Below are 20462 nucleotides of genomic sequence, written 5' to 3' on the forward strand. Positions count from 1 at the left end.
GCGCAAAACTAAGCTGAATTCCGCTCTCTTTAGAATAATTTCAAGAAAACTACTACGAATGGAACAGCGATTAAAAGACTGTCAAATCTGTCTAGAAATCCACCATGCCCGGGAATGATGGTTCCGGAATCTTTGATCTGAATGGAGCGCTTGAAATGAGACTCCACCAGATCTCCATAGGTACCGGCAATCACCACGATGATAGAGACACTGATCCACTCAATTGGGTTCAGTCCTTCGAAGTAAAAACCAATCAAAATAGCAGTCAAAATAGCTGTACAAGCTCCACCAATACTTCCCTCCCAGGATTTATTGGGTGATATGCGTTCAAATAGTTTTCTTCGACCAAAAAGAATTCCCGAAAAATATGCCCCCACATCATTCGCCCAGGTCAGGAAAAGCAGACCCATTATGATTTCGTAGGAATATTCTCCACTGTAAAAAACAAGAATGTTTATGAGAGCAAATGGTACTGCGACATATAAAATGCCGAGGTAGAAAAGCGCAATATTGATGAAAGGGTGGACGTCACTCTTTTTGTAAAGCTTGATCAGAAACACAAACGATGCGAGGGGAAAGAGCGCCATGTAATACTGCGATGGCAAAATATCGGTTTCAATCAGAAAAGTTAAAATAAAAAGCAGGCCTCCAATGGTCACGCCTAATAATCGTATTGGGAGATAACTCTGTAGTCGCATGAGTCTGTAAAACTCCCACATGGTCATGCAGGAGATAAACAGAAATACAGCAAAGAACCCCCACTCACTCCACAAGAGCGATAAAATGATGATCATGCCGCCAATAAGTGCTGAAAACAGGCGAGGTGCTAAATCCGGGTATTTACTCAAACTTTATTTCTTCTTTAATGATTTTAATTGCCCGGATCACCTGATCAGGCGCCACAAATATTTCGAAATTTCCGAAACCATAAGCGGAAACTTTTTTATTTACAATGACAGGTTGCATGTCTAAGTCCTCAAGCACTTCCTTTACGATAAGCGCCCGGTACTCACGGTTGTCTTTAAAGACCGATTGCCAATCACGCATGCTGGAACTTTTTATAGAATATTCTGATAAGTAAAAAAGAAATGACAGCAAAAATCAAAATGGCCGGCCAGGGAGCAGCTTGCTCCATCTGTTCAGGTGAGACTTCCACAATGTCTTTTTGAGCTACATAAAGGGCTATTAGTGCCAATCCATTGTTAACCAGGTGACCGATCATAGCCACACTTAACTTGCCACTCCAGAAATAAAGATACCCAAAAAGTACCCCAAGAAACATCCTTGGAACAACTCCGAAAAATTGCATATGAATGGCTGCAAATATGAGCCCTGTTACCCAAATGGCAATGTGCGGATTAGCAAATGCTTTTGCAAATAGATTTTGGATGAGGCCTCTGAATAACAACTCTTCTCCAATGGCAGGGATAATAGCAACGACCACTAGTGCCAGGATAAAATGACTGGTAGAGTTGAAGTTGGTTAAATGCTCTGTTAAGACTTTAAGTTGTTCTTCGGATCGTCTTGCCCATTCTGCCCATTCAGAATTGCCAAAATCCATATTCATGTTCCATTCACCTACAGCACTATTGACAACCATGAAGCTGATGGATATACCTATGGTTAAACCAATGGTTTGCAAGGATATTTTTGGGAAAAATTCGGTGAAAGGAATTTTCAACGCCACACCAATAAAAAGCGCAGAAGCACCGATAAACATGAATGTAGCAGCAATGCCCTGAACAGCTAGTAAGAATATTGGATCCATGCCAAGGATCAGGTCGTTATCCACTTCTCCACCACTATTGCCCAGCATCATCACTCCTGAAATGTATGCTGTGAGCATTATTCCAAAGATCAACGCTCTGTTTTTTTGTTTATCCTCCGGGTAATTTCTTAGAATCTCCTGCATATGGCTAACTTTGCGGACAAATATAACCGTTCAAGGTGGTTAAAATCAGCGACATAGAAATAGGAGAGTTTCCATTACTTCTTGCACCCATGGAGGATGTAAGTGATCCGCCATTTCGGGCCGTATGCAAGCAGAATGGAGCCGATTTGATGTATACCGAATTTATTTCTTCGGAAGGATTGATTCGGCATGCTGAAAAGAGTGTTCAGAAGCTTGATATCTACGATTATGAGCGCCCCATCGGGATTCAGATTTTTGGAGACAAAATTGAATCCATGCGCGAGGCTGCATCCATCGCGGAGGAGGCTGATCCGGAAATTATTGACATCAACTATGGGTGTCCGGTCAAGAAAGTAGCCTGCAAAGGTGCTGGAGCTGGTATACTATTGGATCTTCCGAAGATGCAGGAGATGACTGCTGAGATTGTGAAGCGAGTCAATAAACCTGTTACAGTTAAGACCAGACTTGGGTGGGATGATTCAACAATTAAGATTCAGGAAGTTGCACACCGACTGCAGGATGTGGGCATCCATGCCTTGAGTATACATGGGCGCACACGGAAGCAGATGTATAAGGGGGAGGCCAACTGGGAGCCAATTGCAGAAGTGAAAAATGATCCGGGTATTCATATTCCAATCTTTGGAAATGGAGATATAGACTCACCAGAAAAAGCACTTGAGTACCGAAATAAATACGGCGTGGATGGAATCATGATTGGTCGTGCCGCCATTGGGTATCCATGGATCTTCAATGAGATTAAGCACTATATGAAAACAGGTGAGATTCTGGAAGCACCGTCGTTGGATGAACGAGTGAGGGTGGCTGTTCAGCACCTTGATTTTTCCATAGAATGGAAGGGGGAGAAGCTTGGTCTATTTGAGATGAGAAGGCACTACACCAATTATTTCAGAGGCATACAAAACTTTAAGCCCACACGAACCACACTTGTTGAGTCTGAATCATATCAGGAAGTGAAAGAGACCCTGCTTCGGATTCCGGATGTTTATGGGGAGGTGATGGTATAAAATTATGATCGTTTTCAAGTCAAGAAAGAGCATTTTGTTAGGGACCTTGCTTTGGGGAATATTGGTTTTTACACTTGCTTTTTCAGCGTATCCACAATGGCAAATAGGCAATTCGAGACTCACCATTGTCCTCTTGATAGTTATTGCATTTACAGCCATTATATGGTTTGGAATCCAATATAAAATAAAGGACGACACTCTCCTCATTTTGATCGGGCCAATAGCTATGTATAAAATTCCTATTAGCAAGATTGAATCGATAAATAGAAGCTTTAACCCTTTAAGTTCTCCGGCGGTCTCCCTCAAAAGACTTAAAGTAAAATTCCAGGGAGGCTGGGTGCTGATCTCACCTAAAAAGGAGGAGGAGTTCGTGAGCCACCTAGTGTCAATTAACTCATCTATCTTTATAAATTTGGACAAGAAGATAGAAAATGACTCTTTATTTACTCGGCTTATTTATAGGCTGCTGTAAGATCATGTTGGCTGCTGTTTCTGATGATTGATCTAACTTGCGTGAATGCAAAAATCGTCTGCTTTGGCATGGGTACTGCTATTCATTTTGGCTTTCATTTGGGGGAGTTCATTCATTCTGATCAAAAAGGGATTGATTGGACTGGAGCCTGCGGAAGTTGGCTCACTTCGAATTTTGTCTGCCTCCCTGTTCTTGCTTCCTTCTGCCTTGAAGCGTTTCAGCTCAATTGAAAAATCAAAGCTGCCTTATTTTGTGTCTGTTGGTCTACTTGGAAGCCTGGTTCCGGCATTTCTATTCGCCATTGCACAAACACAACTAGAGAGCGCCATCACAGGAGTCCTAAATGGTCTGGTTCCAATATTCACCATTCTTATCGCACTGATATTTTTAAAGCAAAAGCAGGTTGGTACTGTTTATATTGGTGTAATCATTGGATTTATTGGTACTGCGATTCTTATTACAGCCGGTGAAGGAAACTCGATAAATGGAATCAATGCCTACGCGCTTTTAGTGGTGCTTGCTACTATTTGCTATGCATCAAACTTAAACCTCATCAAACGAAAATTGAATGATCTGCATGCTGTGACAGTAACCAGTGTTTCATTATTACTGGTTGGACCAATTGCAGCAATCTATCTTTTTGGTTTCACAGGTTTTTATCACAAAATCTCCACCGGCACGGAAGCGATTGGTATCTCTACCTTTTATATTTCATTGTTAGGAGTTTTAGGTACCGCAATAGCACTGATTATCTTCAATAAGATTTTGCAAATGAAGGATGCATTGTTTGCTTCTTCGGTGACTTACATTATACCAATTTTCGCTGTTGGATGGGGCGTCCTCGACGGAGAAAGACTTTATCTCATGCATTACATCGGAATGATTGCTGTTGGGATTGGGGTGTATATTGCCAATACGAACAGAGCTGCTCATAAAAAATAAATGTTGCACCTTTTTCTGAGACGCAACATTTACTCATTAACTCAAAGTATTTTATCAATCAAATTCAATGATGAAAAAGAGATTGTTATTATGGTCTATGTCATTCCATTGTCCGGCCGAACCTAATGGCCAATCTGTTATTGCCAGCCCAAGTGTATGCTGTGAATTTTGAAAATTGTCAGGTTCATTTCCCCAGTTAGTATAACTTCCATCTACAGGTGAACCGGAGCTATCTCCTATCCAGAACGGCGTGCCCTCTCCGGAATTATCGCCATCCCATATCCAGCTACCTTCTGTATCAAAATCATTTCCTCCAAGCCATAAATAAGATGCATTTCCACCATCGGGTGCTGTAGTTGAAGCAGCATTAATGGAAGAAGATTCAATTTGACTATAAATAGCATTCTGTTCCTCCAGAGAGTTAATCTCAGCCAGATAGCCGCCTCGCTCTACAGCACAACTGGCGGCATCTCTCCATGTCTTTGTTTCTTTCACAATTTCATAATTCTTTCCGTCAAATGTGAATGAAATCACATTGCCTTCATCAACACATTCTACAACTGTTGCAGAAGCAACATAAGATGTAGTTGTTCCATCCTCTGCTGTAACCGTATAAGTTACAGGATTTGTGAAATTTTGAACTTCACCGGATGCCGGACTAACAGTTGCTTTATCTGAGATTACAATTGTTGGAGTCAGCGCAGTTACTTCAGATCCTAAAGGAAGCTCTGCTGATATAGTTTTCCCACTCTCATCTATTGAGACAGTTGCTCCATCAATTGAAAAACTAGTGATTTTCTTTGCATCACTGAGCGATGGAGATTCCTCATCAGAACAACTGAACAGGATGGATGAGCCAACTGCAATTAAAATAATGTAAACGTTCTTCATACTTATAATTTTAGATTTGAAGACGAAACAATTAGAATCAATCAACCCCTGCGTTTTGAGGCGTTTTATAAGTAAGAAATAATTGGCTGGACGGGTTTTACTTCAAAAAGGAAGGGATTATGTAGTAAACAAGCAGGGTGATTGCAATACTGGAAATAATATTTAACCATACTCCAGCTCTTACCATATCGTTCATTTTTAATTCACCTGAGCTAAATACAATAGCGTTGGGTCCTGTTGCTATTGGTAACATGAATGCGCAGGAAGCGGCCATGGTTGCCGGGATCATCAGCAAGAATGGATGAACACCGATTGCTTCAGCTAAAGAGGCCAGCACCGGTAGCATAATCGAAGCAGTTGCAACATTCGATGTGACTTCCGTAAGAAAGTTGACAGAAAGGGCCACAATTAGAATGATTATAAAAAGAGGTAATTCTGAAATGCCTATCAGTTGCAACCCTAACCATTCGGCAAGTTGAGAACTTTGAAATGCTGCTGCTAGTGAAAGACCTCCGCCGAAAAGGATGATTACTCCCCAAGGTAGCTTTTCAGCCTCTTCCCAGGTGAGAAGTGGTTTGCCGTTTAGAGATTTAGAAGGCAGAATAAACATCATCAATGCAGCAGCAATAGCTATTACTGTGTCATTGATGCCAGGTATAAACTGATTGAGAACAAATGACCGGGTAATCCACAGAATGGCAGTGATTACAAAAACAATGGCTACTACTTTTTCCTCTTGTTTCATTTGACCCAATGCCTCTTTTTCTTTTTGAATCAATTCCTGGCCTATCGAGATGTTTATTTTATGTAGTGGAAAAACAATTCTGGTTAAAATAATCCAACAAATAGCCAGCATTACCAGTGAAAAAGGAAGGGCAAAAGCCATCCAGCTGGCAAAACTAAATTCCTGAGCGTAGAGCTTGGAGGCGATGGATACAAAAATGGGATTCGTTGGGGTTCCTACTAGTGTAGCTACTCCGCCTATTGAAGCAGAGAATGCAATCCCGAGCAATAGCGATTTAAAGAATATATTTCCGGCCTTGCCCGTCAATTCTTTCATTTCTGCAATCAGAGCTGTGGCTATCGTGACCATCATGAGTGTTGTCGCCGTATTGGAAATCCACATGGATAAAAGCCCGGTCGCCAGCATGAAACCTAAAACAATCAGTTGGGCATTAGTGCCAACAGCAGAAATTATTTCAATGGCGATTCTGCGATGAAGATTCCATCGTTGCATAGCTATGGCGATGATAAAACCACCCACAAAAAGAAAGAGCATCTTATCTCCATACGCAGCTGTTGTCTGTGCTATTGGAGCTCCGCCTGACAGTGGCAATAAAGCGATGGGGAGCAGGGCTGTTGCCGATATAGGAAGTGCTTCGGAAAGCCACCATGTAGCAATCCACAGTGTTGAAGCGAGGACTGCATTGGCTTCAGCATTTAAATCCTCAAATGGATGGAGAAAGAAAACGACACAAAACAAAATGGGCCCGATAACGAGCCCAATTCTTTTTCTGATCATGAAGCAGGGTTAGATTGACTCATCCTGTAATTTCTCAAAATCAAATTCATTTAAAAAATTCTTTGCCTGATCCAATGTCTGGAAATCATACTCTCTTACTTCTCCTTTACTTCCGTGAATTTCTATTCTTACAACTGAAATTCTCGCATCGTGAGTCAGAGGATCATCAATAAGTTGACCACTGGAAGCGTCTTTGATTTTATGCGAAAGCACCACATTCTTACGCTTGATACGATTACAGTAAGAACATTTAAATTCTTTGAGTAACTCGCCATCTTCTGTATCGGATGCTTCCTTGATGATTTCTTCTTTTTCTAAACGTAATGTCTGGAAGCCGCAACGGTCACATTCAAGTGCGCTTAAATGACCTTTGTACTTTTCGATTTTTGTATAGCCGGTGGCTTCATCAATCCACACATCATAATCTACTGAGAACACATTTTCTTCTGCCTGCATCCCTTCATCGAGGTACGCATCTTCTTCAGACTCACTCAAAAGCTTCATTTTGTTCCCATTTTCAGGGTTTACTCTAGGAGTATATCTGAGCTTTTTCAATTTTTTCTCCAGAATTCCAGGGTAGTAAAACTTCAGAATTAGTTGAGCTATGTAACCATACAGAACGCCAATACACATTGAAACGAATAGTCGGATGAAAAACCAGATTCCATCCAGCTTCATTGTTTCATACTCAAGCGTATTGCAGAAGAGAAAAAGTGCTATTGCTACAAAGATGTGTCCGGTCAGGAGTTTCTTTGTCTCTTTTTCACTGGCAAGGTCAAATTTTTCCTTGTATGTATTCTTTGACATGAAGGAAATCTTGTAGATGATGTAATTCAACACACCTACTGCTAATACCACAAATACCAGGATATATACGATTTGCTGCCATTTAGCGAGGAAATCGAGGTAAAAATCATTATTCATACGGGTGACAAGTTTTAACAAAAATAAGACGATTTAAAAAACCGCCAACATTTCTAGAAACAGTACGAACTTTTGCTCCCCTAATTGTTAACAGATTTATCTTTTTTTTGGGTATCCTGAAGGATTATATGAAGGATGGAAACTTTTTGTGCATAAGGGTTGATTGAGTCTACTTGCACGGGTTCGTTCACAGGAAGTAAAGACGCCCATTTGGAAAGCTCTTCGTTTGCTAAAGATGACAGTCTTTCCTCAGCTTCCATCAGGAAAGCGAAGGTGCCGAGTATCAGCAGTAGCGTTATGAGTTTGTTGAGCTTGGGGTTCATTAGTCTTAGTCCTTTTTCTAAATGAGCGTCTATCACTTCTTGTTTTGAAAACCTAACCTTGCCTTAAGGATGATTGCGAACCATGAAAAGTTGCATCTCATCCTAATTTTTACGAATTCGAATGTTTTAAGACCTTTAATTCATGCTAATAGGCATTATAATCACCCGAATTGCACAGAAAGTACCGTGATTAGTACGAATGGTTACAAGAAATTCACACTTACATTATTTTCAGATCAAAGAAATACTTATCCTATTTTAGCCTTTATTAAATTGTGCTAATGCAGGTGGCCACAAAGTGAAGGTGGCTGTTAGGATCGTTTTTAAATTTATTGATTTAACCAGGTGAATTGTAGTCTATGCAAAGATTGATTATATGCTTCGGATGTCTAATGTTTTCATATCAATCGAACTGTCAAATACATTTTACTGAAATTGATGCTGGGGACCTGTCATACATTCCTGGTGGATACACATTTGATGGTCAGAGAGTTGGTGGTACGTGGATAGATTTTGATCAAGACGGTGATATAGATTTTTTTGACGGGTACATTTATTATCAAAATGATGGCGTTAACCACTTTGTTGCTGATTCATTTATCCATTCTGGGAATCCACCAACGATTGTTGATTTAAATAATGATCGGAGGCTTGATTTAATTTCCACGAACGACACACTTCCGACCACCCTCCACATAAATTTTGGAAACACATACGAAAAAATAATCTTAGATGACTCCTATGGGTATAATGAAGCATCATGCGTTGATTTCAATAATGATGGATTGCTAGACATATTACTAACTGATATTGATAATAATAATCGGTTATATGTAAATAAAGGAACAACTTTTTTACCTGAAACAAATCAGATTACAGGTTCTCATTTCAGTACATGGGCTGATTTTGATAATGATGGTGATATGGATCTTATGTGTAGTGCATTGTATGAAAATTTGGGAGATGGAACCTTTGAACGCAAGGATGATATTCAAGGAACCAGCTGGGGAGACTACAACAATGATGGATTTGAAGATCTTTTTGGTGTGCTGAATAACCACCTAGTAATATATACTAATAATCAGGGCATAGGATTCACAATCGACACAATTGCAATAGCAGATGATCCATTTTTGATAGGTAGCTCATGGGGGGATCTTGATAATGATGGTGATCTGGATTTACTTATCTCTGATTGGAATTTTGGGCATTCTCTGTTTCTAAATAACAACGGGATACTTACTCATATAAACTTTGAAGAAACATATAAACAATCAAAATTATCACTAACCGAACAGCAGCTGTTTAACCCCGCTTTACCAATGAGCTTAACGTTTGGAGATATAAATCATGATGGTAATCTAGATGCCTTCATTGGGTATGATAGCGGAACGCCAAATCAAATTTTGTTGAATGTTGGTAACACAAATAGTTGGCTGGGTCTAAATCTTGAGGGAACCGAATCAAATGCAAATGGGATTGGAGCTAGGGTAACCGTAGAAGCAGTAATTGATGGAAAGGTAAGAAAGCAATACAGACAACAACGCTCCAGGCATGGTCCTAATGCTGGTAATTTGACTATGCATTTTGGATTAGGAAATGCAACCACTGTTGATAAGCTAACGGTGGAGTGGCCCTCTGGAAATGTAACAGAGCTCCAAAATGTTGATGTGGGACAGTATCTTGTGATTAATGAAGATATGGTCACATCTGTCATATCAGAGGAACCTACTTCTATGATTTATCCTAATCCAGCAAATGAGTATATCACGATTAGAAGCTCAACTGATTATTACGGTACAGTATTGATTGAGATTTTCAACATGAATGGGAAAGAAATTAATAGTTCTCAAATCCATAAAGGAGATGGCCTACTTGAACATAAAATGGGCATTCAAAATCTAGCTACAGGCACCTATTTTTTAAAGGTACGATTAGGCGACCAGGTATTTATCCAGAAAATCATCAAAGAATAACCGTCCTTATTTCCAGCTCATTGGATAGTTCTCATCCAGATACTGTAGTCCTGTCTTAGTCACATGGATAGGGCCGAAGGTGTCAAGCATTACAGCCAGTTCTTCCGTTTCCTTCGCTCCTATGCTTGCTTCTACAGTGCCAGGGTGTGGGCCATGTGGCAACCCACCGGGATGTAGAGTGAAAGAACCACGATCAATTCCTTTTCTGCTCATGAAGTTTCCTTCAACGTAATACAACACTTCATCAGAGTCTATGTTGGAGTGATTATAAGGCGCAGGAATAGCCTTAGGGTGATAGTCGAATAGTCTGGGTACAAAAGAGCAAATAACATAACCGTGGGCCTGAAATGTCTGATGTACCGGAGGTGGCTGATGAATCCTACCTGTTATTGGCTCAAAGTCATGAATGGACAATGCATATGGGTATAAGTAGCCATCCCACCCAACAAGATCAAATGGGGAGTGCTTATAGTAATAATCATGAAGCATATCCTCATGCTTGATTTTTACCAGATATTCACCTTCTTTATCTTCAGTCACTAACTCTGAAGGTGGCCGAATGTCTCGTTCACAATATGGAGAGTGTTCTAAAAGCTGACCTAGCTCGTTTCTGTATCGTTTTACCGTCTCAACAGGATTGGCGGACTCGATAATCAAAAGTTTAAGAGGACCCTCATCCCACTCAAGTCGATAGATTGTTGTTCTGGGAATGACAACATAATCTCCCTGCTTAATGCGCAGTTTGCCAAACTGAGAGTAGAGATAGCCATTGCCATCATGGATAAAGATCACTTCATCGGCCTGACCATTCTTATAGTAATAGTCCATTTTTCGCGATGTTGGATGACATATTGCCATTGAAACATCCTTGTTTTTCAAAAGAACCTTACGTGCCTCCAAAAAATCATCGCCTGTCGTTTCAACATTCGAAGTATTTAGATGCGTTTGCTTTAAAGAATAATCTGCAATTTCTTCTTTCCAGAAAATGGATTTCCCAACCTTCTCTACCCGCGTTGGGGGAGTGATGTGATATAGGTTCGAATAAATGCCTGAAAAGCCTCTTGACGACACTAGTTCCTCTGCATACAGACTGCCATCAGGTTGCCTAAACTGCGTGTGTCGTTTAGGTGGTATTTCTCCAAGTTTGTGATAGTATGTCATATTAACGTTGCGCTATTTTATCTGCTTCGTCCATCAGCTGAATGGCCTTTTGAAAAATCTCATCCTGCTGATTAAATATGGGATAGAACCCTTCATTGTCCCAAATTCCGCGTGCAATATAAGCTCTCATTAGTTGTTTTAACAACTTTCGTGATCGTTTATATTCTAACTCATTAAAAGATAGGCCATTACCCTCTGAAACACTAACCAAATCAGCTAGCATTTGTTCGCTAATTTCAAACTCATTTTTGAATTTTTCATAGCCCATTCTTTCCAGTTCTTCTCTGTTTTCCTGAGCATACATTACAGTGTATTCCTGAATAGAATTGGTACTAAACAGTCTGTTGAGGTAACGGGTATTATAAGCAGTGTCTAGCGGCACAAATACATCCGGTGTTATACCTCCACCTCCATAAACAATTCTTCCTTTGTCAGTTTTAAAGGCCAATGTGTCAATGTTTTTGATGCTGTCAGATGAATAAACCTCTCCATTTTCATATCGTTCATAAGCCTCCATGTAATATTCATCCAGTTTGCCATTTGAATAGGTTTTTTGAATACTTCGTCCACTGGGTGTATAATACCTTGAAATAGTCAGTCGAAGTTCAGAGCCGTCATTTAAATCAATTGGGAGCTGTACCAGTCCTTTTCCGAATGATCTGCGACCAACGATGAGCCCTCTGTCGTGATCCTGCATAGCTCCCGCCACGATCTCAGAAGCAGATGCCGAACCTTCATCCACCATTATCACTAATGATCCTTCTTCAAAATCTCCCGGCTCGCCCGAATAGTGCTGCTCAGCATATCGTTTTTCTTTCCCATCTGTGTACACGATCATTTGCCTGTCTGCCAGAAGCTCGTCTGCTATCTGTACTGCTCTGTTGAGATAGCCTCCCGGATTCCCGGTCAGATCGATCACCAGTTTTTTCATACCTTGATCTTTTAGTTTAAGCAGTGCCTCTTTAAACTCCAGATAAGTTGAATTGGCAAATCGTGCGACTTTTATGTACCCGATTTCATCATCTACCATGTAGGATACGTCTACAGAAAATTGTGGGATAACATCTCTTTCTATTGTATAATCGATCAGATCATCTTCCCCATCTCGTTTGATGCTTACGGTTACCTTAGAGCCACCTGGGCCTCTCAAAAGCTCCACAACCCGCTGATTGTTAATTCCTATTCCGGCTACTCGCTCGCCATCTACTTTGATAATTTTATCTCCTGCTCTGATCCCCAATTTTTCAGAAGGTCCTCCGCTTAAAGGGCTAACCACATGGATGGTGTCTTTAAAGATGTTAAATTCAATACCGACCCCTTCATAGTTACCTTCCAGACGCGATTGAATCAACTCTAGGTCCTTAGCCGGAATATATGAGGTGTGTGGGTCCAGATCTTCGAGCATATTTGTAATAGCGCTTTCTACCAGATCTTCACTGTTCACTTCATCTACATAATCATTCTCAATATGTGTGAGCACCTGACGAAATTTAGTCAGGCTCTTCATGAAGTCAGACGCGGTTGTGGTTGAAGATCCTGCCATATTAGCGCCAATAAAAACACCAATACAAAGGGTAATCGCTACGTATAAAGGGAGACGTACAGCTCCTTTTGAATTTTTATGTGTACTCATAATTCAAAAATAAGGCTTATTTCAAGGAATGAACGCATTGAACATCAAAGTGTTGACTTGCGTTGATGAAGGAGTTATTTTTGTATATGGTCTTCGAAAAAACCATCGGACAGGTTGTAGATGAAAATTACGTGTATGCACGAGCATTACACTATTTAGGAATTGACTTTTTTGAGGCTCCTGATAAGAAACTTAATGAGATCTGCAGTGAGAAAGGACTGGATCGTCAGCTTGTGATAAAGGCATTTTATCATTTCGACTCATGCAATCGTTTCAGTTTTAATGAATTAGAGTCCTATCCTATTCAATTGCTCGTAGAGTATTTGAAGCATGCGCATTATGTATTCATCAAAGAAAAGCTTCCTTACATTGTGCATCTAGCTAAGAAATGGAATAGGGATGAAGGACTTCAGAATTTGCTAACCGAGTTTATTGAAGATTTCATTAAACATATTTATGAGGAGGAAGACACCACTTTCAAATTCATTGAATTGTTGTGTCAGACGAAAAAAGGATCGCCATCAGCTTTTTTGCAGTTGCACCAAGATTTTGGTGACTATTCCCTTAGCCTGGAATTTGAAGATCATCAGGATGATGATGAATTTGGTGCAATAAGAGACTTAATTGCTACGATACAACCAGTAAATCTTCATGATCGTGTGCTAATCAATGAGATAAAAGCCTTTGATCGGGAAATGGTTTACCATGCAGAAATTGAGAACCATATCTTTTTCCCGAAAGCCATCGAGTTGCAAAAGGCAGTTCAAAAAAGAATTCAAACACTATCAAAACTTAACTGATGCCAAGAATATTGGCTATTGATTACGGTGCAAAGCGTACGGGCCTTGCAGTTACCGATCCGCTTGGCATCATAGCATCGCCTTTAGATGTTGTTGCAAGTCATACCTTGGAGAATTTTTTAAAGGATTATTTCCAGAAGGAAGAAGTGAGCAGGGTGATTATCGGTATGCCCAAAAATACAGATGGACGTGATACCAATGCTACCCCCTTAGTTCAGGCATTTATTAACCGATTCAAAAAAGTATTCCCTTCGATGGAATTAATTTTGCACGATGAGCGCTTTACTTCCAAGATGGCAATGGACGCCATGATCGCTGGTGGGATGAAGAAGAAGGATAGAAGAAATAAGGGGAATGTAGATAAGGTTAGCGCAACAATAATTTTGCAATCATATTTAGCTAGTAATTAATGATTTTTCCAATCGTATTGTACGGGGATCCGGTTTTAAAGAAAAAGGCCAAAGAAGTAGCAGAGAATGATGAATCTGTTGTGGAGTTTGTTGAAAGCATGTTTGAAACCATGTATGCTGCCCAGGGAGTGGGTTTGGCTGCTCCTCAGGTAGGAGAATCATTACGCGTGTTCGTAGTAGATACAAATCCCATGGAGGAGGACGAAGAAAATGGGCTGAAGCAAGCGTTTATTAATCCAGTGATGATCGAAGAGCTCGGAGAGGAGTGGGCATTTGAAGAGGGGTGTTTAAGTATTCCCGGTGTACGTGCAGATGTCAATAGGAAGCCACAGATCAAAATTGAATACTTTGATGAAAACTGGGAGCTGCACGAAAAAACTTTTGACGGGATGAAAGCTCGTGTGATTCAGCATGAGTACGATCACATTGAGGGAAAATTATTTACAGATTATCTCACACCTTTTAAAAAGCGACTACTCAAAGGAAAGCTGGCTAATATCAGCAAGGGAAAAACCGATGCTGAGTATCGTGTGAAAGTGCCGAGGTGATGAAAGACTTGACGATTTCACTCTTTCAGGCAGACCTCCATTGGGAAGAAATAGATGCTAACCTTGCCATGTTTGAGGAAATGATTTGGTCTGTAGATCAAACAGACCTTGTTGTTCTTCCTGAAATGTTTACTACTGGCTTCTCCATGAGTGCCGACAAGCTTGCTGAGCCACCAGGTGGAAAGACATTCAAATGGATGAGACAGATGGCCATTCAGCGAAAGCTGGCCATTACCGGGAGTGTTATTACGAAAGAGCAGGGCAATTTTTATAATCGCTTATACTTTGTGTATCCGGATGGCTCATCTAAGCAGTACGATAAAAAACATCTCTTTAATCTGGCAACTGAGGGAGATACCTATACAGCAGGTACAGAGCGATTGATAATTCAATATGAAGGCTGGCGCATCCATCCGATGATCTGTTATGATTTGCGATTCCCTGTTTGGGCAAGGTCTAAAAAGTCTTCCACCTCAATTTATGAGTACGACCTCCTTCTGTATGTAGCCAACTGGCCAGATACAAGAGTTAATGCATGGGATACTCTGCTGGAGGCAAGGGCCATTGAAAATCTTTCATATTGCGCCGGAGTAAACAGAGTAGGAACCGATGGTTTCCCCAAAGATTACAATGGTCACTCCGGGGTGTATTCTCCTAAAGGCGATCAATTGGTTTTTTCAGAAAGCAAAGAAGAAATTCTTACTACAACACTATCAGCTAGTGATTTAAAGGAATATCGCGAGAATTTCCCATTCCAGGAAGATTCGGATGAGTTTGAGCTGAAATAAAAAGTCAACAAGCTGACCAACTCCTATTATTTTAAAACAGTTTGCTTTCCGGTGAGTTTTATAGACTGTGAAAACAATAATTTTAAGTTTTGCAATACTGGCTTCTAACTTGGCTTTTAGTCAAACATTGCCTGAAATACGTTCCGCGTTTCATGAGGTCGTATTGAACCCCAAAAATTCAAGGAACTTCCATCAATACCTGAAGCAGGTAGATCGTCCTACAGCTACAGAAAAAGCCTACCAGGCTGTTTCCGAAGCGTTGCTTGCGCAGGTGGTTTGGAACCCATTTAATAAGCTAGCACAGGTTATTAAGTATGATAAGGAAATGTCAGTCGTGGTTGCTGAAGATCCTGAAAACATCGAAATCCGCTTTTTAAGATTAGCTATTGAGTATAACCTTCCTTCCTTTCTTGGGATGAGTGAACACTTGGAAGAGGATGCAGCGGTAATAACTGAAAATTTATCAAACATACACCAGATACAATTGGAGCCTTCGTATAGCAAATACATTATTCATTTCCTGTCTCAAACTGGCTTATGCTCATCAGGTCAAATCAGTTTGATGAAAGAGCGACTGGCGCTGCATCAATAGAAATTGATTTCACAATCTGGGAAAACCGTCTGAAAGTCATCAATGGTGTGCTGCCTTAGTCGGGTATTGAAGCAAACCAGTTTTTTTAGATTTTGCATACCATAAAGACGTTGAAGTTTCCAGACACGTGTATTACTCACATCTATAGTTTCAAGATTATAAAGCTCCGAAACCCCTTTTAGATTTTTAATGCTGGTTCCGGCACAGTTCAGGTGCTTAATGGATCGCATCCCATCCAATTCTTTCAGGTCATCAATGCCGGTATTCTGGATATTGAATTCTTCGAGGTTGGTTAAAGCTGAAATGCCTTCCAGCGATTGAAGTGGACCGTTGGAGCAAGTGATTGATGTGAGACTTTTGTGATTGTATAACTCCTTCAAGTCAGTGACACGCACATTGTTGAGGACTACTTTTTTTAGGTTAATAAATTCATTCAATGGAGCTAATGATGCTATAGGGGCATTTTCCAGAATAATTTCTTCTTGCTCGATCAGTTGATGCAGGTGATAGGAATCTTCTTTTTCGATAGCTAGTTCTTTTTTCCAGGGATCTCTTAAATCAGCGTACCATGTTGCAAGATTTACCGATTGGTAAATAACAACCAGATTTTCTGTTGCGTTTAGCAAGGAAACGATAGGCTTTTCATCAACCTCTGTATCATCTATATCCAGCAGCTCCAGGTTTTTGAGACTTTTGAGGGAAGTCAGGTCATTGAGTAAACTTCCCTTTAATATCAGATACTGCAGCTTGGCATTGTTCTCCAATCCGATTGTGCTTTTTATCGGAAGATTTGATCCATTAAGAAATGCGAGATCTGACATCTCTTGTGTGAATTCAAACGAGGTAAACAAATTTTGACTGACATCTAAATATTTCAAACGCTTGAATTTTTTAAGCGGAGCTACTTCATAAAGATTCTGATCGCTTAGGTCTAAGGAATCAACATTGATCAATTTGACCAGATCTTCCTTTCCAGGTAATTGATTGCCAATAATTGTCCCAAAAACATGTTTCCAGTTTGCAGGTAAGTCACTCCACCATTGCTGTACCTTCTCACTATTGGTAACTAACAGAACTCCGGGCCTGCTTGCAATAAAGTTTGCAGCATCAACTTCTGAGACTTGGGAGTAGTCAGCATACACCTTCTTTAGGTTAGGTACTTCCTGTAAAGGAGTTAAATCATTTACCGCGGTTCTGTTAAACGAAATTTTTCTTAACGAAGGGTGATTCTCAACGCCTGTAAGTGATTGAATTTGCGTCTCAGAAACATCCAGCTCAAGCAGTTGCTTAAGGTCTTTAATTGGTGCTATTGAACCAACCTTAGTCTGTGCAGCAAAAATCTGCTTCAGATTCTTACTTGCTGAAAGTGCCTCGAGATTACTGAATTCAGTATCTGTAAGATTTACATACTGAAGATTCTTTAAATGCTTTAACGCATCAAAATTGATCGCATAGGTGATAGAAAGGTTTAACCAGCGTAAGTTTTCCAATTCACCAATCGATTCAATCTTAAAAACACCCGTTCTGGAAAGGTCTAGATATTCAAGCTCTTCAAAGTACGCTAGAAACTCGACAGCTTGAATACCTGAATTGTGAGCTTTCAATTTCTTTAGCTTCATGGAATAGCGTAGTGGCTCAAGGTCCTCAATCCGGGTGTTTGAAATATCGAGGATGCGCAGTTCTTTTAGTGCTACCAAGGGTTCAATGTCCTGAATGAATGAATTTCCATCAAGATTTAAACTGTCAATTGAGGCAATTTCCATTAAAACATCTGCAGAAATGCTGTCAAAAGACACATAGTTTTTGAATACATTTTTCCAGCCAAAGGATAGGTTCTCCCACCAGTTTCGGAGTTCTTTTTCACGGCTGATTTTGGTGCTATAAATACTGGCAATTTTCAGGTCTTCAGCCTCAGGATTGACATTCACTTCAAGAAAGCGCGGTTGCGTTAACTTATATTTTTGACCATCTAGTGTGATGCCTTCAATGCTGCTTTCAAATGAGACGAGAAAATAGCTGCTGCCATCCTCCCGTTCCTGTTTTTTTATTTCAGTTACATCAAAATCAAATAGAATGGTTTTGAAAAAAAAATCCACATCTCTCAGGTAGGCTGAAACATCTTTATTGGTAATGACTTTGCGATCATCCAGCAAATCGTCCTCAATTTGTACTAAATCATCTCTAAAAACCTTTAGGTAGCTTTCATTGATGATGACTTCCTTGTCTCGGGTAGATGTTTTCTCCGACCCGATGGTGTTGAGCATGTATTCGTAAAAATTCAAGAGGCTTCTGACCTCTTCAACTCGCGTGGAATCAGAAGTGGATTGTCCCTTTGACGTTAGAGTTATCAGGGCAAGTAGTATGATGCTGGCGTATCTGATCAATTTCAATTTTTATTGTAGATGTAATCCTTCAATTGTTTTTTTTGGTCGGCCCCATTCAGCGGAACAAGGCTGGAAATCAACCAACCTGTGTTGTAGCCCGGCCGGTTGAAGTTGGCTAACGAAAAGTACCACCCGTCGATAGAAAAGAAATGAAACTTCACATTTTTTACAGTTTCAAACTTCATGTTTCCCTGATTCATTTCATAGAGGAAAATCGTAAGAAAATCAGGTGTATAATTTTTTGCTGTGAATTGCTCGTTATGATTGTTTCCGTGAAACGCTTTTCTCAACGTCATAAAATCCAGCTCATGGCTCAAAGGGTGCATGAATTTCTTGGTCGATGATGTGTCTTTATCAAACAGCTTTTGAAACTGATCAAAGGCGACATCCTCAATGATCCATTCATACCCCTGGCCCTGTTGCTGCAAACGCATATATAGCAGACCAGATATCCTTCTTCCTTTGAAAGTGAATTCGGTTGTCACTTCTGCAAACCAATCATCTTCATGGAAATTTAGAAAGGCTGGGGATCGCTTGTCGGTAATCTGTCGGACAAAATCTCGCGCATAATTAGGGTCAATTTGGCTGGTCTCTCTATCGAAAAGTCCTGGGATGTATTTTTTCCTCAATGAGGCATCCCTGTACTTCTTATCGGAAGTGTAGTAACGGTTGCCATCATCGTCCTCTTCTCCATTAAACCTTCTGAAGAATTGATTGATCTGTTTATTACTGGCGTAGAGTTGATTCTCCGTTTCTTTCATTTCATAAGTGAGGCCACTCTGACCCACTGATGAATGAAAAAGTATTATTAAAAATGTGAGACTTTGAATGATTCTCATGCAGATGTCTCTGTTACTCGAATGTCACCTAAAAGTACGTCCCAAAATTCAATGATACGTCCGGCGATTTGTGTTTCCTTCTTCTTCACATAAATAGTGATGTCCTTTTTAGTCGTATCCTTATAGGTCATTCCATCATTTGATGATCCTTCGAAACGCTGATAGATGGTAATTACACCGACATAAGTGCCATCAGGTTGCTGCTCCAAATCACTCACATAGTGAATGTCGTACCATTTAATGGTTACTTTATCATAGTTCAATGCCATTAGGCGCTCAAAGTATTCCCGAACCTTATAGTAGCTGATTTCTTCTCTGTTGAGAGAGGAAACGCCCATTTCACTACCAGGTGAGAAAAGCTCTTCTGCACGGTCCATAACACGCTGAGATTCGGAAAACTGGGTTTCCTTATTACCTATGATGCTTATGTACTTACTCAAGTCTTTCACCTTTTCCAGCGCAAGGGAATCGATGGCTTGCTTACGACCCGGATCAACATTGTTTTGTGCGTAAGATCCAATTGCCGTCAGTAATAATAATGAGAGTATGGTATATTTTAAGTTTTTCATGTCTGTGATTATTTTCTAAGTACTAATTCTTTGATTTTGCCATTGGAGTCATAAACGACCTCTTCAATTTTGGCTTTATTGTTTTTGGTGTCTTTCAGGTAGTTCAGGTACTTACCTATGGTAGTCGGCTCATCGTAGCTTGGATTACTGCCATCTTTATAGATCACGATCAATACAGGAGCTTCAGAGTTGCTAAACATTGTCAGTGCCTCCTGAATGCTGGCGTTTGCAGAATTTGTGGACGAAGCGTTTGCGATTGCTCCGAAATAGTTGGTAAGCTTATCCTCTTTGGTAGCTTCCTTCACCGGAGGTTTTACTTTCGGCTCTACTACCTGAGGCTCTTCTTCCATCTCCTCTTTTTCCATTTGTTCTTTTACTGCATTTTGATCACTGATGTCTGCCAGCTTCTTGTTTTTCTTACATGCAGAAAATCCGAGTGCAAGTGCAAGCAGGATCACCAGAGATAATGGGGATATGTTATTCTTTGTCATTTTTGATAAGAGATTATAATATTTTCAATTTGTTTTAGTGCGCTCTTTATGAGAACTACCCTTTTAACTCAAATAGTGTTCCAAATGATATGGCACCCCCAAAAAAGAAAGTTAGCGAAGATTTAAATTCTCATTTTGAGAATGGAGTGGCAGGAATGGGAAAATGGATGTCATTTCGATCCGTAACCTTTATAAAATGAAAAAGGCCAGCACTTTTGGATTACTGGCGTGATCCCATTTGGGGGTGTGTCAACCAAAGC

The 20462-nt window shown here is 40.2% G+C and carries 22 protein-coding genes; 9 read left to right on the top strand and 13 right to left on the bottom strand.

Features of this window, described 5'->3' with window-relative positions; translation table 11 throughout:
• Positions 1-29: 29 nt before the first annotated feature.
• From CHB71_RS03570 to CHB71_RS03580, 3 genes are read right to left on the bottom strand one after another with little or no spacing between them, the layout of a single operon-like run.
• Positions 30-848 carry a phosphatidate cytidylyltransferase gene (locus CHB71_RS03570; RefSeq protein ID WP_089355497.1) on the bottom strand — a complete coding sequence of 273 codons (819 nt, stop codon included), beginning with the start codon at positions 846-848 and terminating at the stop codon, positions 30-32.
• The gene (locus CHB71_RS03575) at positions 841-1047 is read right to left on the bottom strand and encodes a hypothetical protein (RefSeq protein ID WP_089355498.1); all 207 of its coding nucleotides are present in this window, start codon (positions 1045-1047) and stop codon (positions 841-843) included. The genes CHB71_RS03570 and CHB71_RS03575 overlap by 8 nt, the downstream gene beginning before the upstream one ends.
• Positions 1040-1912: a CPBP family intramembrane glutamic endopeptidase gene (locus tag CHB71_RS03580; protein ID WP_089355499.1), complete on the bottom strand. Its 873-nt coding sequence runs from the start codon at positions 1910-1912 to the stop codon at positions 1040-1042. The genes CHB71_RS03575 and CHB71_RS03580 overlap by 8 nt, the downstream gene beginning before the upstream one ends.
• A 35-nt stretch (positions 1913-1947) precedes the next feature.
• Between CHB71_RS03580 and dusB the strand changes: the two genes are divergently transcribed.
• From dusB to CHB71_RS03595, 3 genes are read left to right on the top strand one after another with little or no spacing between them, the layout of a single operon-like run.
• Positions 1948-2937 carry a tRNA dihydrouridine synthase DusB gene (dusB, locus tag CHB71_RS03585; protein WP_089355500.1) on the top strand — a complete coding sequence of 330 codons (990 nt, stop codon included), beginning with the start codon at positions 1948-1950 and terminating at the stop codon, positions 2935-2937.
• A gap of 4 nt (positions 2938-2941) precedes the next feature.
• Complete coding sequence (locus CHB71_RS19175; RefSeq protein ID WP_089355501.1) at positions 2942-3409, top strand: PH domain-containing protein; 468 nt, start codon at positions 2942-2944, stop codon at positions 3407-3409.
• A 45-nt stretch (positions 3410-3454) separates the two neighbouring features.
• A complete protein-coding gene (locus tag CHB71_RS03595) occupies positions 3455-4351 on the top strand; it encodes a DMT family transporter (protein WP_089355502.1) in 897 nt (298 codons plus the stop codon).
• Between the two features lie 54 nt (positions 4352-4405).
• Here CHB71_RS03595 and CHB71_RS03600 read toward each other — a convergent pair whose 3' ends face one another.
• The 4 genes from CHB71_RS03600 to CHB71_RS03615 form a co-directional block, all read right to left on the bottom strand.
• On the bottom strand, positions 4406-5242 hold the full coding sequence (locus tag CHB71_RS03600) for a C-type lectin domain-containing protein (RefSeq protein WP_089355503.1): 837 nt from the start codon (positions 5240-5242) through the stop codon (positions 4406-4408).
• Positions 5243-5339: 97 nt separating this feature from the next.
• Positions 5340-6764 carry an SLC13 family permease gene (locus tag CHB71_RS03605; RefSeq protein WP_089355504.1) on the bottom strand — a complete coding sequence of 475 codons (1425 nt, stop codon included), beginning with the start codon at positions 6762-6764 and terminating at the stop codon, positions 5340-5342.
• Between the two features lie 9 nt (positions 6765-6773).
• Entirely contained in the window at positions 6774-7688 is a 915-nt protein-coding gene (locus CHB71_RS03610; protein WP_089355505.1) for a hypothetical protein, read from the bottom strand.
• Positions 7689-7768: 80 nt separating this feature from the next.
• Positions 7769-8011: a hypothetical protein gene (locus tag CHB71_RS03615; RefSeq protein ID WP_089355506.1), complete on the bottom strand. Its 243-nt coding sequence runs from the start codon at positions 8009-8011 to the stop codon at positions 7769-7771.
• Between the two features lie 359 nt (positions 8012-8370).
• Between CHB71_RS03615 and CHB71_RS03620 the strand changes: the two genes are divergently transcribed.
• Positions 8371-9987, top strand: coding sequence for an FG-GAP-like repeat-containing protein (locus CHB71_RS03620; RefSeq protein ID WP_089355507.1), 1617 nt, complete (start codon positions 8371-8373; stop codon positions 9985-9987).
• Between the two features lie 6 nt (positions 9988-9993).
• On the opposite strand, the gene CHB71_RS03625 is transcribed toward CHB71_RS03620, so the two are convergent.
• Together CHB71_RS03625 and CHB71_RS03630 are read right to left on the bottom strand one after the other, a co-directional pair.
• The gene (locus tag CHB71_RS03625; RefSeq protein ID WP_089355508.1) at positions 9994-11148 is read right to left on the bottom strand and encodes a homogentisate 1,2-dioxygenase; all 1155 of its coding nucleotides are present in this window, start codon (positions 11146-11148) and stop codon (positions 9994-9996) included.
• A gap of 1 nt (position 11149) precedes the next feature.
• Positions 11150-12781, bottom strand: coding sequence for a S41 family peptidase (locus tag CHB71_RS03630; RefSeq protein ID WP_089355509.1), 1632 nt, complete (start codon positions 12779-12781; stop codon positions 11150-11152).
• A 65-nt stretch (positions 12782-12846) separates the two neighbouring features.
• On the opposite strand from CHB71_RS03630, the gene CHB71_RS03635 reads away from it, so the two are divergent.
• The 5 genes from CHB71_RS03635 (at position 12847) to CHB71_RS03655 (ending at position 15919) form a co-directional block, all read left to right on the top strand.
• Positions 12847-13581 carry a hypothetical protein gene (locus tag CHB71_RS03635; protein ID WP_089355510.1) on the top strand — a complete coding sequence of 245 codons (735 nt, stop codon included), beginning with the start codon at positions 12847-12849 and terminating at the stop codon, positions 13579-13581.
• Entirely contained in the window at positions 13581-13991 is a 411-nt protein-coding gene (gene ruvX, locus CHB71_RS03640; RefSeq protein WP_089355511.1) for a Holliday junction resolvase RuvX, read from the top strand. The genes CHB71_RS03635 and ruvX overlap by 1 nt, the downstream gene beginning before the upstream one ends.
• Positions 13991-14539, top strand: a complete 549-nt coding sequence (def, locus tag CHB71_RS03645) for a peptide deformylase (RefSeq protein WP_089355512.1) — start codon at positions 13991-13993, stop codon at positions 14537-14539. The genes ruvX and def overlap by 1 nt, the downstream gene beginning before the upstream one ends.
• Entirely contained in the window at positions 14539-15327 is a 789-nt protein-coding gene (locus tag CHB71_RS03650) for an amidohydrolase (RefSeq protein WP_089355513.1), read from the top strand. The genes def and CHB71_RS03650 overlap by 1 nt, the downstream gene beginning before the upstream one ends.
• Positions 15328-15394: 67 nt before the next feature.
• A complete protein-coding gene (locus tag CHB71_RS03655) occupies positions 15395-15919 on the top strand; it encodes a hypothetical protein (RefSeq protein WP_089355514.1) in 525 nt (174 codons plus the stop codon).
• Here CHB71_RS03655 and CHB71_RS03660 read toward each other — a convergent pair.
• Genes CHB71_RS03660 through CHB71_RS03675 form a run of 4 tightly spaced genes read right to left on the bottom strand, consistent with a single transcriptional unit; the run spans position 15913 to position 20202 of the window.
• The gene (locus CHB71_RS03660) at positions 15913-18303 is read right to left on the bottom strand and encodes a leucine-rich repeat domain-containing protein (protein ID WP_221406663.1); all 2391 of its coding nucleotides are present in this window, start codon (positions 18301-18303) and stop codon (positions 15913-15915) included. The genes CHB71_RS03655 and CHB71_RS03660 overlap by 7 nt on opposite strands.
• A 2-nt stretch (positions 18304-18305) precedes the next feature.
• The gene (locus CHB71_RS03665; RefSeq protein WP_245811210.1) at positions 18306-19142 is read right to left on the bottom strand and encodes a hypothetical protein; all 837 of its coding nucleotides are present in this window, start codon (positions 19140-19142) and stop codon (positions 18306-18308) included.
• Positions 19139-19711 carry a hypothetical protein gene (locus CHB71_RS03670; RefSeq protein WP_089355516.1) on the bottom strand — a complete coding sequence of 191 codons (573 nt, stop codon included), beginning with the start codon at positions 19709-19711 and terminating at the stop codon, positions 19139-19141. Before CHB71_RS03670 ends, CHB71_RS03665 begins: the two co-directional genes overlap by 4 nt.
• A gap of 8 nt (positions 19712-19719) precedes the next feature.
• Entirely contained in the window at positions 19720-20202 is a 483-nt protein-coding gene (locus tag CHB71_RS03675; RefSeq protein ID WP_089355517.1) for a hypothetical protein, read from the bottom strand.
• Positions 20203-20462: the final 260 nt, after the last annotated feature.

It is taken from the genome of Ekhidna lutea (assembly GCF_900188325.1).
Taxonomy (GTDB): Bacteria; Bacteroidota; Bacteroidia; order Cytophagales; family Cyclobacteriaceae; genus Ekhidna; species Ekhidna lutea.

Excerpts from the sequence above, each read along its gene's own strand:
- CHB71_RS03575 (WP_089355498.1), bottom strand. The coding sequence starts at position 1,047 with ATGCGTGATTGGCAATCGGTCTTTAAAGACAACCGTGAGTACCGGGCG.
- CHB71_RS03580 (WP_089355499.1), bottom strand. The coding sequence starts at position 1,912 with ATGCAGGAGATTCTAAGAAATTACCCGGAGGATAAACAAAAAAACAGA.
- CHB71_RS19175 (WP_089355501.1), top strand. The coding sequence starts at position 2,942 with ATGATCGTTTTCAAGTCAAGAAAGAGCATTTTGTTAGGGACCTTGCTT.
- CHB71_RS03595 (WP_089355502.1), top strand. The coding sequence starts at position 3,455 with ATGCAAAAATCGTCTGCTTTGGCATGGGTACTGCTATTCATTTTGGCT.
- CHB71_RS03600 (WP_089355503.1), bottom strand. The coding sequence starts at position 5,242 with ATGAAGAACGTTTACATTATTTTAATTGCAGTTGGCTCATCCATCCTG.
- CHB71_RS03605 (WP_089355504.1), bottom strand. The coding sequence starts at position 6,764 with ATGATCAGAAAAAGAATTGGGCTCGTTATCGGGCCCATTTTGTTTTGT.
- CHB71_RS03610 (WP_089355505.1), bottom strand. The coding sequence starts at position 7,688 with ATGAATAATGATTTTTACCTCGATTTCCTCGCTAAATGGCAGCAAATC.
- CHB71_RS03615 (WP_089355506.1), bottom strand. The coding sequence starts at position 8,011 with ATGAACCCCAAGCTCAACAAACTCATAACGCTACTGCTGATACTCGGC.
- CHB71_RS03620 (WP_089355507.1), top strand. The coding sequence starts at position 8,371 with ATGCAAAGATTGATTATATGCTTCGGATGTCTAATGTTTTCATATCAA.
- CHB71_RS03625 (WP_089355508.1), bottom strand. The coding sequence starts at position 11,148 with ATGACATACTATCACAAACTTGGAGAAATACCACCTAAACGACACACG.
- CHB71_RS03630 (WP_089355509.1), bottom strand. The coding sequence starts at position 12,781 with ATGAGTACACATAAAAATTCAAAAGGAGCTGTACGTCTCCCTTTATAC.
- CHB71_RS03635 (WP_089355510.1), top strand. The coding sequence starts at position 12,847 with ATGAAGGAGTTATTTTTGTATATGGTCTTCGAAAAAACCATCGGACAG.
- ruvX (WP_089355511.1), top strand. The coding sequence starts at position 13,581 with ATGCCAAGAATATTGGCTATTGATTACGGTGCAAAGCGTACGGGCCTT.
- def (WP_089355512.1), top strand. The coding sequence starts at position 13,991 with ATGATTTTTCCAATCGTATTGTACGGGGATCCGGTTTTAAAGAAAAAG.
- CHB71_RS03650 (WP_089355513.1), top strand. The coding sequence starts at position 14,539 with ATGAAAGACTTGACGATTTCACTCTTTCAGGCAGACCTCCATTGGGAA.
- CHB71_RS03665 (WP_245811210.1), bottom strand. The coding sequence starts at position 19,142 with ATGAGAATCATTCAAAGTCTCACATTTTTAATAATACTTTTTCATTCA.
- CHB71_RS03670 (WP_089355516.1), bottom strand. The coding sequence starts at position 19,711 with ATGAAAAACTTAAAATATACCATACTCTCATTATTATTACTGACGGCA.
- CHB71_RS03675 (WP_089355517.1), bottom strand. The coding sequence starts at position 20,202 with ATGACAAAGAATAACATATCCCCATTATCTCTGGTGATCCTGCTTGCA.